This is a genomic window from Pelodictyon clathratiforme (genome assembly GCF_982375515.1).
Map to the genome: position 1 here is coordinate 2,647,122 of NZ_OZ455102.1, position 14,193 is coordinate 2,661,314.

The 14,193-nt window shown below is 49.6% G+C and carries 10 protein-coding genes; 3 read left to right on the plus strand and 7 right to left on the minus strand.

Features of this window, described 5'->3' with window-relative positions; translation table 11 throughout:
• Positions 1-6: 6 nt before the first annotated feature.
• Together bchM and bchE are read left to right on the plus strand one after the other, a co-directional pair.
• Positions 7-705, plus strand: coding sequence for a magnesium protoporphyrin IX methyltransferase (gene bchM, locus AC56AD_RS13020; protein ID WP_012509219.1), 699 nt, complete (start codon positions 7-9; stop codon positions 703-705).
• A gap of 146 nt (positions 706-851) precedes the next feature.
• Positions 852-2,492, plus strand: a complete 1,641-nt coding sequence (bchE, locus tag AC56AD_RS13025; RefSeq protein ID WP_012509220.1) for a magnesium-protoporphyrin IX monomethyl ester anaerobic oxidative cyclase — start codon at positions 852-854, stop codon at positions 2,490-2,492.
• Positions 2,493-2,594: 102 nt separating this feature from the next.
• Here the strand turns inward: bchE and AC56AD_RS13030 are convergent, their stop codons facing one another.
• From AC56AD_RS13030 to AC56AD_RS13055, 6 genes are all read right to left on the minus strand, one after another.
• On the minus strand, positions 2,595-2,876 hold the full coding sequence (locus AC56AD_RS13030) for a Txe/YoeB family addiction module toxin (protein WP_012509221.1): 282 nt from the start codon (positions 2,874-2,876) through the stop codon (positions 2,595-2,597).
• Positions 2,858-3,115 carry a hypothetical protein gene (locus AC56AD_RS13035; protein ID WP_012509222.1) on the minus strand — a complete coding sequence of 86 codons (258 nt, stop codon included), beginning with the start codon at positions 3,113-3,115 and terminating at the stop codon, positions 2,858-2,860. The genes AC56AD_RS13030 and AC56AD_RS13035 overlap by 19 nt, the downstream gene beginning before the upstream one ends.
• Before the next feature lie 165 nt (positions 3,116-3,280).
• Positions 3,281-4,921 (minus strand): glycosyltransferase family 4 protein, encoded by a 1,641-nt coding sequence (locus AC56AD_RS13040; RefSeq protein ID WP_012509224.1) that lies wholly within the window; start codon positions 4,919-4,921, stop codon positions 3,281-3,283.
• 62 nt (positions 4,922-4,983) lie between these two features.
• Positions 4,984-6,099, minus strand: coding sequence for an acyltransferase family protein (locus AC56AD_RS13045; protein ID WP_150085712.1), 1,116 nt, complete (start codon positions 6,097-6,099; stop codon positions 4,984-4,986).
• A 106-nt stretch (positions 6,100-6,205) separates the two neighbouring features.
• Positions 6,206-7,438 carry a glycosyltransferase gene (locus AC56AD_RS13050; protein ID WP_012509226.1) on the minus strand — a complete coding sequence of 411 codons (1,233 nt, stop codon included), beginning with the start codon at positions 7,436-7,438 and terminating at the stop codon, positions 6,206-6,208.
• A gap of 106 nt (positions 7,439-7,544) precedes the next feature.
• Positions 7,545-8,150, minus strand: a complete 606-nt coding sequence (locus tag AC56AD_RS13055; RefSeq protein ID WP_012509227.1) for a class I SAM-dependent methyltransferase — start codon at positions 8,148-8,150, stop codon at positions 7,545-7,547.
• Positions 8,151-8,541: 391 nt separating this feature from the next.
• Here AC56AD_RS13055 and AC56AD_RS13060 point away from each other — a divergent pair, with 391 nt between their 5' ends.
• A complete protein-coding gene (locus AC56AD_RS13060) occupies positions 8,542-10,263 on the plus strand; it encodes an IS1634 family transposase (protein ID WP_012509228.1) in 1,722 nt (573 codons plus the stop codon).
• Between the two features lie 61 nt (positions 10,264-10,324).
• On the opposite strand, the gene AC56AD_RS13065 is transcribed toward AC56AD_RS13060, so the two are convergent.
• Positions 10,325-13,624: a beta strand repeat-containing protein gene (locus tag AC56AD_RS13065; RefSeq protein WP_012509229.1), complete on the minus strand. Its 3,300-nt coding sequence runs from the start codon at positions 13,622-13,624 to the stop codon at positions 10,325-10,327.
• Positions 13,625-14,193 lie beyond the last annotated feature (569 nt).

A 14,193-nucleotide genomic window follows, 5' to 3' on the forward strand; every position in this document is an offset into this window, starting at 1 on the left:
TACACTATGAGCAGCTCATCTTTCAATGCTGAAGAACACAAGAAAATGCTCCGTTCCTATTTCAATGGCCAGGGCTTTCAGCGATGGGCATCGATCTACGGCGACGACAAACTCTCCTCCGTACGCAACACCGTGCGTCAGGGCCATGCCGTCATGATGGACAAGGCATTCGACTGGCTGCAGCAGCTCGGACTACCCAAAGGAGCCTCGATACTTGATGCCGGATGCGGCACAGGGCTCTTCAGCATCCGCCTCGCAAAAGCGGGGTACAAGGTAACGTCGGTCGATATTGCCTCGCAGATGGTCAACAAGGCAAAAGAGGAGGCCACCAGGCAAGGGGTAGAGAAAAACATCACCTTTGAGGTCAACACCCTTGAATCAGTAAGCGGCACCTACGATGCCGTCGTCTGCTTTGACGTCCTGATCCACTACCCGGCAGAGGGATTTTCACAGGCATTCCGCAACCTCGCCAGCCTGACAAAAGGATCGGTTATTTTCACCTATGCCCCCTACAACAAAATCCTTGCACTGCAGCACTGGATTGGCGGCTATTTCCCGAAAAAAGAGCGCCGCACCACCATTCAGATGATCCGCGACGAAGAGATGCAAAACGCCATGAAAAAAACAGGCATGAAGGTAAAAACCCGAGAAAAGATCAGCTTCGGATTTTATCATACCATGCTGATGAACGCGTCACACAACTGAGGGTGCAAAAAAGAAAACCCTATGAAAATTGTATAGAATAATTGTAAATTAATGGTTCAGGGATTTTTGAAGCCAATACAGGAGTTCCCTGTTGTTTCACGCTGCAATCCCTATTTTGTAAAAACATATCCGGAGGATGGAAACCGATGAAAATATTGATGGTTCAGCCAAATTATCATTCAGGTGGAGCCGAAATTGCCGGTAACTGGACGCCAAGCTGGGTCGCCTATATCGGTGGGGCCCTGAAACAGGCAGGATTTGATCAGGTGCGCTTTGTTGATGCCATGTGCGATAACCTTGATAACGACCAGATAGAAGAGGTCATCCGCAAAAACAAGCCGGATGTCGTCATGGCAACCAATATCACCCCATCGATCTTCAAGGCACAGGAGATCATGAAGATTGCCAAAAAGGTAGACCCGAAAATCAGGACCATCATGGGCGGCATTCACTCAACCTTCATGTACCCGCAGGTACTGAGCGAAGCGCCAGAAACCGACTACGTTGTCCGCGGTGAAGGCGAAGAGGTGACCGTCAACCTCATCCGCGAAATCGCCGCAGGAACCGACCGGCAGAACCGGGGTGACATTACCGGTATCGCCTATCTCGACGACGAAGGCAACGTCTTTGCAACACCTGCGCATCCCGTCATCGAAGATCTCGACACCCTCTCCCCCGACTGGAGCCTCTACGAGTGGGACAAATACATCTACACCCCTCTCAACTGCCGCCTCGCGGTACCGAACTTTGCCAGAGGATGTCCTTTTACCTGCACCTTCTGCTCACAGTGGCAGTTCTGGCGTCGTTACAGAGCCCGCAGCCCGAAACTCTTTGTCGATGAAATCGAAGTACTCGTCAAACAGCATAAAGTAGGCTTTTTCATCCTTGCCGACGAAGAGCCAACCATCAACAAGCAGAAGTTCGTCTCGCTCTGCCAAGAACTTATCGACCGCAAGCTCGATGTCACCTGGGGTATCAACACCCGCGTGACCGACATCATGCGTGATGCCGACCTGCTCCCCTTCTTCCGCAAGGCCGGTCTCGTACACGTTTCACTCGGCACCGAAGCGGCCAGCCAGATGAACCTCAACCGCTTCCGCAAAGAGACCACCATCGAGGAGAACAAGCTCGCCATCAAGCTGCTCCAGAAAAACGGCATTGTTGCCGAAGCGCAGTTCGTCATGGGACTTGAGCACGAAACCCCGGAGACCATCGAAGAGACCTACCAGCTCTGCAAGGACTGGGATCCCGACATGGCCAACTGGACCATCTACACCCCATGGCCCTTCTCCGATCTCTTCAAAGAGCTTGGCGACAGGGTAGAGGTACGCGACTACTCCAAGTACAACTTCGTCACACCGATCATCAAGCCCGACAACATGGAGCGTGAAGAGGTGCTGAAAGGGGTACTGAAATCATACGCACGCTTCTACGCACGCAAGACCTTCTTCAGCTACCCCTGGATCAAGGATCCCTACGTACGCAAATACATGCTTGGCTGCCTCAAAGCCTTTGCCCAGACCACCATTACCAAGCGCTTCTACGACATCGACCGTGTCAAGACCAAGAACCGCAAGATCGAAATCGACCTCGGCTTCGACAAATCAAGGATTCTGACACAGGAGGAGGTCAAAAACCTCAAGGAGCTGCGCCCCGAAATGGTTGCCGACATGAGCTTTGGCTTGAAAGAGGCTGGTTACCAGCGTGAACACGACGAACACAACTGGGACGAATTCGACGAGAGCACCATCAAGGATCGGAACTCTTCAACCGTCCGCAACTGCTGAACAGATAGTGAAGTTGTGAGGCCTCGAAAAGCCTCGAACCCGTAATAAAAATAGCCCTGCAGCAATGTGGGGCTATTCTTTTTTTATTATTATCAGTACTTGCTATGAGTCACCATAATGACCTCTGAGGGAAAGTACCTGCACAGTTACTACTGCATCAATGATTTTGTAGATGATTCGATCCTTCTTATTCACTCTTCTCGACCAATAGCCCGAAAAATCACCCTTCAGTCGTTCAGCCTTACCTGTACCCGTGGTTGGATGCTCTGAAAGTTCAAACAAAATTTTTTCAATCTTTCTGAGGGTAGACTTATCCCCAATTTTATGCAAAATTCTCAGCTCTTCCTTTGCTTCCGGTGTTAGTATTACAGTATACTTGCCCATATATTTTTCGGGTCTTTAATCTCAGTAAACCTTCCAGCCGCAATATCCTCCTCACCTCTTTTCAATACCTCCAGCAACCTCGTATTGTCTGAGTCGTTATCCTTCACCGTAACTTTTTTCCCAGGCACAATCTCAACAGTCTCACTCTTGTTGAACCGCACCACAACTTTTTCCCTCGTTGCCATCTCCAGATATTTCCTGAGGTTCCTGCGTAACTCTGTTGTGCTGATCGCTATCATGATTCTCTCTCCTGCATTTCGTTACCGTATATCGTACAAAGTATACTCATTTTTCCGCCAAAAACAGCAAAGAGCTGCGCCCCAGGGATGGTTGCCTCCTCATCAGTCCGTAACACTGCTGAACGGGGATGGTGCATCCACTCTGCCCACTGCCCGCACCCATCCTTACGCCGGCCTCACCCTCACTACATCAAACTTCCAGAGCCACTGCAACGCTCTCACCCCGGCAGATGTTGCAAGTCCGGCAGCTCCAAGCAGTTCATTGACGCTTGGCAGTGAGCCCTTTTCCAGTTCAGCCAGCAGCGCCATCAGCGACTCCTTCGGAAGCAGAACCGCATCAAAAGCATAACCGACCATCGAAAGGGTGAGCAGGTCATGCAACCGTGTATGGGCGCCCGGCAGCATCTCTACAATCCAGCTCCCGCCCAGCGTCTGGGTGGAAAAATGGGCAAAGCGGGCAAAGGGATCCGCCCGTGTCGGCCACGGCTCAACAGCGCTGCCAGCAGCTTCCGTACGAATACGCCCCAACGTATCAGCAAGCGCCGCATAACGATGCAGAATCACCGACCAATCATACCCTTCACGCGCCCTCTTCAGGCCTGCAGCCCCCATTGCTCGCCGTTTCTCACCATCCAGAGCCAGGGTCAACAGCGCCCGGGCGAGAGCCGTCGGTTCAACCACCGTCGCCATGCTTGTTCGCCCGATATAAAAATCATAAGTATCCATCCCCAGCGCGTGACGTACCGCCAAATCACGCCCCACACCTGCAGGAGGCAGAATGGTCGCCACCCGAAAACCATCAACTCCGTCACGCACCGTATCCTTGTAGCCATCCCAGTCACTCACCACCACCGGCAAACCTGCCGCCATCGCCTCCACCGGTGTCAAACCAAACGTCTCCTGAATATTATCCGAAACCGAGACAAAAACATCCGCCCCCTGCCATGCCTGCCGGTAACGCGGCTCATCCTGCCCATCCACCAACAAGAATCGCACTGAAGGCGCCAGAAGCTTCTGCGCCTTGATATAGGCCCCTTTTATCGCGTCATTAGGAAAAACACCCGCCTCGATACAGGTAACCGGCACCTGCTGTGCAACTTTTTCCAGCGCCTGATAGAGAGGCGCCTGATTAGCCTTGGCATGAAAGGAGAGACGACCGGCAAAAAGAAAAACGCACTCCCCATCTCTAAACCCAAGGGTTTGCCGTGCAGCTTCGCGTCCGCCAGACTCAGGAGCAAAGGCTGACACATCAACACCAAGTGGAATAATGGGAAGCTCTACCTGCACAAAACGGCTTGCTCCCGTCTGCTCACGCCACCACTCCCGCACTTCAGCCTGCAACGTGCTTACCAGGGTATGCGCTGCCCGGGAAGTACAGATCAGCGCATCCCACGGCTTGAAGGGCGGAAGCACAAGATTGGCAATCTGGTCCATCGCTATGCCGGAGCTGAGGGTATGGGTCACCCCCATCAGACTGTAGGCATCCGGACGCCAGAGATTTCGTGCAGCAGCAAACTCTGTGGGAGGAGGCGCCGGATAATAAAGAGCGCTAACTGAATCGACGCCCCGCCAGTTGGCAAAATCGTGCCACCGCAACTCACCCGAAAAACCATCCCCCCTGAGTTGCCTCACCATGCTCTCTGCTGTTTTTGCATCCGGCGCCACCCCATGAAGCAGGCCTGAAGGCCAGGTACGCGCAACACCGCGCATAAAAGCCTTCCCGGCGCTCTGACGACCCATAATTTTCTTCGCCGTCGAATAGGCATCACCCGCAAAATATATGGCAAAATTGTTTTGCTGCATCATACACTACGTTTACGATTCACTAAATCCAGGCCAGCAATTCAACGTTACCAATCACCTGAGGCTCACAGTTCAGGAGCAATCGAAGAGTCCGGTTTCTTGTGAACAAAATAGCGCTTAAAACTGAGTACAGGCCGTTCAAGAAAATAGAAAGAGAGCACCGCGATCATGAAGGTGATCAGAGAGCCAGCAATCGTTATCGTTAAACGGTTATATCCCAAACTCTTTATTATGCAAAATACGGGATGGTGCCAAAGATACAATCCGTATGATACAGAGCCAATCCAAACCAGCCATTTCCTTGAAAAAAAGAGCGCAAACGCCCCCTCTTTATTGGTGACTATTTCAAGGATCAACACGGCTGTGAAGATTTCGACGGCAAAGAATCCTATGTAATACATGTTCTGATTGCGCCAATCAGCATTGCATACAAACAGGGATAAACAAAAACAAGAAAACAAGGCAGTAATAAAAAGCTGTTTTCTAAACCGCGCAATACCATTTTTTCCAGCAAGCTCCAGACTTAAAAAAAGCCCAAGCGCACATCCGGCAATCAGGGCGTCAGCTCTCGTATCAAGTCCGTTATACAAGCGTTCAACCGGTGCACCAATAAATGAGAGATAGATCCTGAATAGCGAGGATGAGACTGCAAGAGCAACCGTTATAGCAAAAACAGTCTTTCTGTTCTTCAGCAAAGCAAGCATCAACAACAACATAAGCGGCCAAAGGATATAAAACTGTTCCTCAATGGATAATGACCATGTATGGCCAAGAAAATCAGGAGGATGCACAGAAAAAGCGCGCGCCCAGTTCGAAAGATAAGCTAATGAGATAAGGGCATCGATGTAGTTACTTTTTGCCTTTGCTTCGTCAAGGAAGAACAAGCTGTACAAGCAAAAGGTAACTAATAACAGAAGCAACGCCGGTGCAAGACGCAACACCCTTCTCGCATAAAAGTTTTTCAGTGAAACAGAGCCATATCGCTCATATTCACGTACCAAAATAGTTGTAATCAAGAATCCGCTGAGTACAAAAAAGATATCGACACCAATAAAACCACCCACAAAACAGGGTACCTCCGCATGAAACAACATCACAAAAAGGATGGCAACTCCACGAAGACCATCAAGTTGAGGAGAATAGTGCATGTATGATTGGCTGATCAACGAAGTGCGACTCATCCTGAGATCCCCATAAATAAAGCTCCCCGCCACAAACGACGGAGCACTGTTTTTTTAAAAGAAACTTTACAAACCTTCACCGCAGTTCAAACAAGACTCATTCTGTTCAAGCCAGTGATTGCACCCACTCCAACTGCCGTGGCAGGCAGACCATATTCAGGTCATAATTGCTCCGGGCAAAAGCACGGGCATTGGCCCCAAGCCTCGCCCTTGCCCGAGGATCATCGAGCAGCGAACACACCGCATCAGTCAGAGCCTCCACATCAAAAAAATCAATGAGCAACCCCGTCTCATCATGCATGATCGCCTCCTGAACCGGCCGCGTATTACTGGCCACAATGGCACAGCCAGCACTCATCGCCTCCAGCAAACTCCATGAAAGCACAAACGGGTAAGTGAGATAGAGATGAACCGTCGAGAGCTGCAACAGCGTAACAAACTCCCGATACGGAAGCTGACCCAGAAAATGAACCCGCCCCCAGTCACCGTCACTGATCAGCGGGCGCACCTCACTGGCGAAAATCTCTTTCCACGTTCCTCCCCCTTCCGGCATCCCGCCATAACTGACCCCATCGCCCCCAACAATCAGTACCCTCGCCTCCGGCCTCCGTTTCAGAAGCGCAGGCAGAGCACGCATAAAAATATGATAACCCCGATAGGGCTCAAGGTTACGATTGACAAAGGTGATCACTTCATCCTCCCGGGTCAGGGATATCTTTCCGTTGATGGTTACCCTGACAGCCGGATTTGGCGCTACAGCATTGGTATCAATGCCGTCATGCACCACCGTTATTCTGGAGCGAAACGGTTCCGGAAAGGTACTTGCCTGCCAGTGAGTAGGAGAGATGGCGGCATCCGCAGACTCAAAATGGAGCAGGTTATTGAGGTTCTTCAGACGCAGTCGGCAGGTAACACCATCATCAGGTAACTGAAATTCAGGATCAAAACCGGTATCGGCTCCCTCGGCAAGGTAAAAAAACTCGCAATAGATGCCAAGAGCAGCGGCTGGCCACACCTCTTTCAAAAACATACTCTCACCCCAGCCAGGATGAGCAATGATGACCTCAGGGCTGAACCCCTCCCTTTTCAGTTGCATTGCCGCCCGGAAACAGGCCTCGGCGCGAATGGTCTTGGTCTCGAAATCGCACAACCAGGGATGTATCGTTGGTGTGCTGCTTCGAGTCGCTTTATAGGTGAAGATCTCCACCCCGCGCCACAATTTTTCGCCATTGAGATTTCGCATCGTCAATGCCAATACCCTGTGCCCCCCTGCAACAAGTGCAGGAGCAAGAAATTTGAACTGAGCAGGGAAATTCTGGTGAATAAAAAGAATGTTCATGATGTGATCAAGCTACTGCAACCCACAATGAGCGGTTAACCATGTTGGAGCCTCTCCCGAAAGCACTTTTCATCTCCGCAAACCCGCATCTTCGTTGTCGCTCACCTCAGTACCGGGGAAAATGTTCTGCCGTCAAAGAGCGAAGATGAGCTTCATCAGCAACGGCAACTGTTGCAAGAGCCCACAGATCGTAAAATGGATGCAAACGCCTGATTGACGCTACCGCAGCAAAACCTGCGGCCTTGAGGGTACCAATCAAAACTTTTTGTGTAAATCCGCACCGGTGTGACATATAGGTGTTTCCTGCTGCCATTGAGGCGCGATGGCCATACAGAATATCAAGCGGCGCAATTGCTCCGGCTGGAGAGGTATAAGCAGGATCAAGCAGTTTATCCTCGGCAACAAGAGCCGCAACCGACTGCAGGTCAGGGCAGGTAATGACCGAAAAACCATCCGGCTTGAGCACCCGCATGAACTCTCCAAGAGCCAGTGGCACTTCGTGTGGATAGAGATGCTCAATATTGTGACTGGAGAATATTGCATCAACCGAACCATCAGCAACTGCCGAAATATCCGTCATGGTACCGATGATGTCTGGTTTCACCGCGCTATCGATATCAAGCCGCAACTCCCTCCAATCCGGAGTATTAAACCCTCTTGTTGTCCGCTCTTTATGCTTGGGGCCGCAGCCAATATGGAGAAAGGTACGCAAGGTATGTACGATTAATGATAAAGCAATTGTTTTACCGGTAAAGTCCGCAATATAGATTTTTTTCTTTTCACAACAGCAGTTCGCCCAACAGCATCCGTACCAACGGAACAGATGGGGTAAAAAAAAGCCCCCCGGCGCTCACGAGGCACCGGGGGGCTTTTATAATCTTTCTTCATTCCTTCCTGAGTCTGATTTACCGAGGTAAACCAGTCTCGGGGAACGAGGCTGCCAACTGAAGCATCCTGCCTTTCGGCTTAGACCGAAGTTCCTTGACGTAAAATCGTATAACATATTGAATTTCGATAAATTGCAGGGAATTTACGTATTTTGTACCCATGTAAAATACATCAAGCCGCTTGTTTTATTTGGGTTTTAGTGATATACTAAACCCATGCACGTTGATATTATTCCAAATAGAAACTCTCGTCCCGCCATCTTGCTCCGTGAGTCTTGGCGTGAGAACGACAAAGTCATGAAACGCACCGTGGCTAATATTTCGAACTGGCCTCCGGAACAGGTTACTGCGTTACGACGGGTTTTGAAAAATGAACCGCTGGTCTCACCCAGTGAGGTATTTTCAATTGAACGCTCATTGCCTCATGGTCATGTTGAAGCTCTTCTTGAGATGATTCGTCTTATCGGTCTTGACAAAATGATCGCTGCCCGACGGACTCGTGAGCGTGATCTCGTTTTGGCAATGATCGTCGAACGCCTGATTGCGCCATCTTCAAAATTGGCCACTACGAGGTTATGGCATAGCACAACTCTTGCGCAGTTACTCAATGTTGAGGATGCTGATGAAGATGAATTGTATGCAGCCATGGACTGGTTGCTGGAACGCCAACCTGTTCTTGAAAAGAGATTTGCAAGCCGTCACCTTGGTGAAGGTCAACACGTATTTTATGATGTGAGCAATAGCTCTTATGAGGGCCATTGTTGTCCCCTGGCACGTTTAGGCCACGATAAACAGGGTCGGCGAGGCAAGCCAATTATTACCTACGGAGTACTGACCGATGTCAAGGGGCGTCCCATAGCTGTTGAGGTTTATCCGGGTAACACTGGTGATCCCAGTACCGTAGCAGACCAAGTGGAGAAGCTGAAAGAGCGTTTTGCCTTGCAGCGAGTGGTTCTGGTTGGAGATCGTGGTACATTGACTCAGACACAGATTGATATCCTGAAAACTCATCCCGGGATTGGGTGGATTTCAGCGTTGCGAAGTGAAAACATTCGCAAACTTGCAGCAAATAATCATTTGCAGTTGTCATTGTTTGATGAAAAAAATCTGGCAGAAATAACTTCGGCAGATTTCCCCGATGAACGCCTGATCGCCTGCTTCAACCCCCTGCTCTGTGATGAACGGAGGCGCAAGCGCCAGGAGTTATTGGATGCAACAGAAAACAAGCTACAAAAAATTGTTGATGAGGTTCATCGTCGCACGAAAACCCCGCTGAGTGCATCGGAAATTGGTCAAAAGGTTGGCAAGGTGATCAATGGGTATAAAATGGCCAAACACTTTGAGCTATCGATTGCTGACGGAGAGTTTTCCTTCAAGAGGAAAGCTGAATCGATCGCACAAGAAGCGGAGTTGGATGGCATCTATGTTATTCGCACCAGCGAAAGCCGACAGAACCTGTCGGCAGAGGATACCGTAAGAAGCTATAAGAATTTAGCAAAAGTTGAACAGGTTTTCCGCACCTTCAAAAGTATTGACCTGCAGGTACGGCCCATATACCATTATTATGCCGAACGTGTTCGTGCCCATATCTTTCTGTGCTTGCTGGTTTATTATGTTGAGTGGCACATGCGTCAAGCACTTGCTCCTTTGCTCTTCGATGATGAAGAACTTGCTCAGGACAGGAAAGAGCGCGATCCGATCAAGCCTGCAGTCTCATCCAAATCGGCAAAAAAGAAAAAAAGTACAAAAACAAACAAAGAGGGATTCCCCGTTCACAGTTTTCGCTCGCTTATCATGGAACTGGGCACTCGCAGTCGAAACCGGTGCAGACTGAAATCTGCTCCAGGAAGCCCTGTGATTTCCCAGGATACCGAACCAACACCACTTCAAACCCGTGCAATGGAATTGATTCGTTTGTACCCAGTAGATGGAAGTTGATTTCACGTCTTTTTGCTTTTTATATAATAGGTTATCATTTTTTTATACAGGGAACTTCGGCTTAGATGAAGTCAGCCAATGCCAAAGCTGGAGTGTTAACAAATACACCAACCAACTCCACTTCACCTGCTGTCAAGGTATTCCCTGTTGCATCTGTGTTGGTTATACGCAAGACGACAGAACCGGTTGAATCATTATCGAGGACCAGCAGCACACTGTCTGCAGGAGTCAGAACGCTATCAAGGTTCGCGATAACACCATTCAATGCACCACCAGCACCCAGCAACTGAGCCTCAAGAGCAGCGTAGTTAGTCGTCAAGTTAGAAGCAGTAGATGCAAGCACATTTGTAAATGCCGCGCTTCCAACTCCGGTTTGAGCGATGAATACGACACCGACAGTGCTAAGAGGGTCAACCAATCCAGCAGCAAACGTCGCAGAAGTGATAACATCAATACCAGTGATGCCATCAGCGTTCGTACCCAGACCGTTCAACAGTGCACCATTGTAATTAAACTTGTCTGTGCCGGAAGCAAAGCCTGTGATCAAATCAGCATGAGCAACAGCGATAACATCAGATACCACAGTATCCTTCACCTGAACTAAAGGCGCAACACCAGTCTCAGTCAAGCTGATGGTGTCAATACCAGCACCACCGTCAACGACATCCTGACCTTCACCGGCAGAGATCGTGTCGTTTCCTGCATTACCGTTAATGGTGTCGGCTCCACGTCCGTCAGTGATGGCGTCACTGTTCTGCGTACCCTGAATCGTCAAGTCAGCGAGGTCACCATTTTCAACCGTAATCACTGCACCACCGGTAGCAAGGTTTGCGTCCGTATCCAATACCGCAGAAGCGTCGAGAGTAAAGCCTGTTGTATTGTCTGTCCATGCGTCAGCGATCGTGATGGTCATGGCTCCCTCAGCACCTCCGTCGTTTGCCGTTGCACCTTCAAGCACCACAAGTTTGTCGAAAGCGCCTGCAGCCAATGTTGCTGCGCTACCAGCATAGCCAGTGTTGATATCGACCAAACCATCAGCATTACCAGCGTTTGTTGAGCTGATGACGTGTGCATCGTTTTCATCCGCGGTGTAGACACGCACCTCAACCTGTGCGCTCTGTGCGGCTGACGTGACCATGTTCAGGATGCTCCCGCCTTTGGCTGCAACCTGGATATCCATGTTTACAAACTGAATATCGGTATCATCGTCTTTGTTTTCGATGTTCAGCACGGTTGCGACCCTATGTGTATGTGTATCAATCAACAGGGCGCCACCTATCGTCTGCGCGGCGCCACCAAAACTATCCGGGTTAACCGTTGGAGCAATCGTGAAGTTGTTACCGATCAGGAGATCAAGCCGGTTATTCTGCTCACCGATCATGCGGATGGTATCCACATTCGTGTTGCCTGCGCCAGTGCCAACCTGTTCGTCGATGGTAATCATCAAGTCACCGTTAGCCGCTGTTGTATCAACAAGAATTGTTTCGATACTGTCGAGCTTCACAAAGAGATCATCGTTGATAACCGTTGATGGGCTCACACCGGCTTTGTTATTTGTGCCGAGGTCATAGTTGCCATCAACAATCATTGTATCGCGACCTTCGCCTCCATCAACAGAGCCTTCAATCCGCGCAACGCCTGTACCGGTTACGGTGATCCTGAGGGTATCATTGTCTGAACCTAACAAGATCTCTGCACCATCGGCAATCAATACAGAAGTATCCGTTGCAAGAGTAACCTTATCTTCTCCTGCCTCAGTGGTGATTGATGCTGTTGCTGCAAGATGATGGGCAGTAACGGAGTCATTGCCCGATCCGGTGTTGAGGTGGCCCGCAAAGGTTACGGCAGGGCCATAGTCACCACCATCATTACTTGTCCAAAACGCAGTCAACACCCGGTCAACAAGCACGGTATCATCATTACTGCCTGTGGTGAATACTGCCGATGCGTCGGCGGCAGCATTGGAGATATTGACGGCAATTTTGCCCTGTGCTGCGCTACCATCAAGCACAAAACCCTTAACACTCCCTACAGAAGCGAGGATAACGGTTCCGGTTCCAATGCCTGTAACCGTAATTTTTTTAAGGCCTGCAACCGAGTCCGGGGTAAACCCATTGTCATGCTCGATAATGTTGTTATTCTTATTCCAATCCTCACCAATGAACAGGTCGCCCAATGCAGTAATGGTCAATTCCAGAGAATTGACAGTAACCCCTGATGGAAAAGTATTTACATCTAAAAGATCAATGGCTGGATCACCGCACGCCCACAGAACGATATTACGCCACTGCCATTCGGTATAACCACTAAGAGTAAGATTATGGGCATAGAAGTCGCATATCAACAGTCTCAGGAGAAATTCAGTTGGCGGCACACCCCTCCAACTGAACGTTATATCTGGAAGGCCCTGAGTGTTGGAAACCGAAAGATTGTTCGCACTGGCAGGAAGATTATCAATAACGAAACCACCAGAAGAGACTCCGGTAACATTAACAGTTGTAAGTGCTTGATCGGCATGTTGCAAATCAAGTCCGCTGAGATAGCTGGTAGCACCGAACTCAACTTCCAGAGTCTTGATATTGTTCAACTCGGGAGCAATAACATAACCTGCATCCGCGTTCGGATTAACAAGCACAGCGGTCAATGTGGCTTCATCACCAAGCCCGGTAAGCTGATCAGAATTTTGCAGGGTGTTGAGCGTTCCGGCAGGGTTGGAGGTAAAATGGTAAGCGCTTTTATTATCCTGGGCAGTGGTCAACGCGTAGCTTTCTACGGGTGTTCCCATACGATTCTCAAAACGGCCATTTGTAATATAGTGCTGTGCTGCGAAATCATTTGCCGCATCACCAGACAGATGAAGGAGATCATAAATCCAGTGCTGTAAATCAGCATTCGCTGCAAGATACGCTGCAGCATCAAAAGTGATGGTACGATCCTCGTGAACCCCATACTGCATGTAATGCTTCGCTGCCGTAACCGCATCAGCATCGGTGACGCCATCAGCGCCAAGCCAGTTCATCAAGTCAGGGTTTGAGGCAAGATACTCCCACGCATCAAAGGTGATGGTACGATCCTCGTGATATCCATGCTCGATGTAATGTTTTGTCGCCGTTGTCGCGTCAGCATGGGTAAAACCATCAGCGCCAAGCCAGTTCATCAAGTCCGGATTTGAGGCAAGATACTCCCATGCATTAAAGGTGATCGTACGTCCCTCACTCCGTGCGTAATTGTTGTAATGCTGCGCTGCCGTATCAGAGTCAGCATCGGTAAGGCCATCAGCGCCGAGCCAATCCATCAAATCGGCATACGAGGCAAGATATTGCCAACTGTCAAGCGAACCAGCAACAATTGAGGTAACCATGAGAGATCTCCTGAAGTATTTGAAAAATATACGTATTCCCAAAAATTAATTAATTTATCGCACCAATGCACATATTTATTTCTCATAAATTAAAAATCAGAAGTCTACTCTTGCTGGACACTCAAGTGCCCCAAGGCCAAATTTCCAGAACTACATCAAGACTCCTATGCACACTTCTACGACATCGACAAGATCTAAACCTGGAACCGCAAGTTCGAGATAGAGTTCGGCTTCGACAAATCAAGTATTCTGAAACAAGACGAGGTCAAGAACCAAAGAGCTGCACCCCTGGGATGGTTGCCTCCTCAACCCTGCGCAAATGCTGAACGGTGATGGTTCATGAAAGCCATTCCCGTGATTGCACCCACACCACAATTGCACAGCCCGCACTTATGGCCTCCAGCCGACTCCATAAAGAACGAAACGGTTCCGGAAAGAGAGACATTGAATTTTAAAAGAGTCCCATAAAAAAAGCCCCCCGGCGCTCGCGAGGCACCGGGGGGCTTTTATAATCTTTCTGCATTCCCGAGACTGGCTTACTGAAGTAAACCAGTCTCGGGGAACGAGGC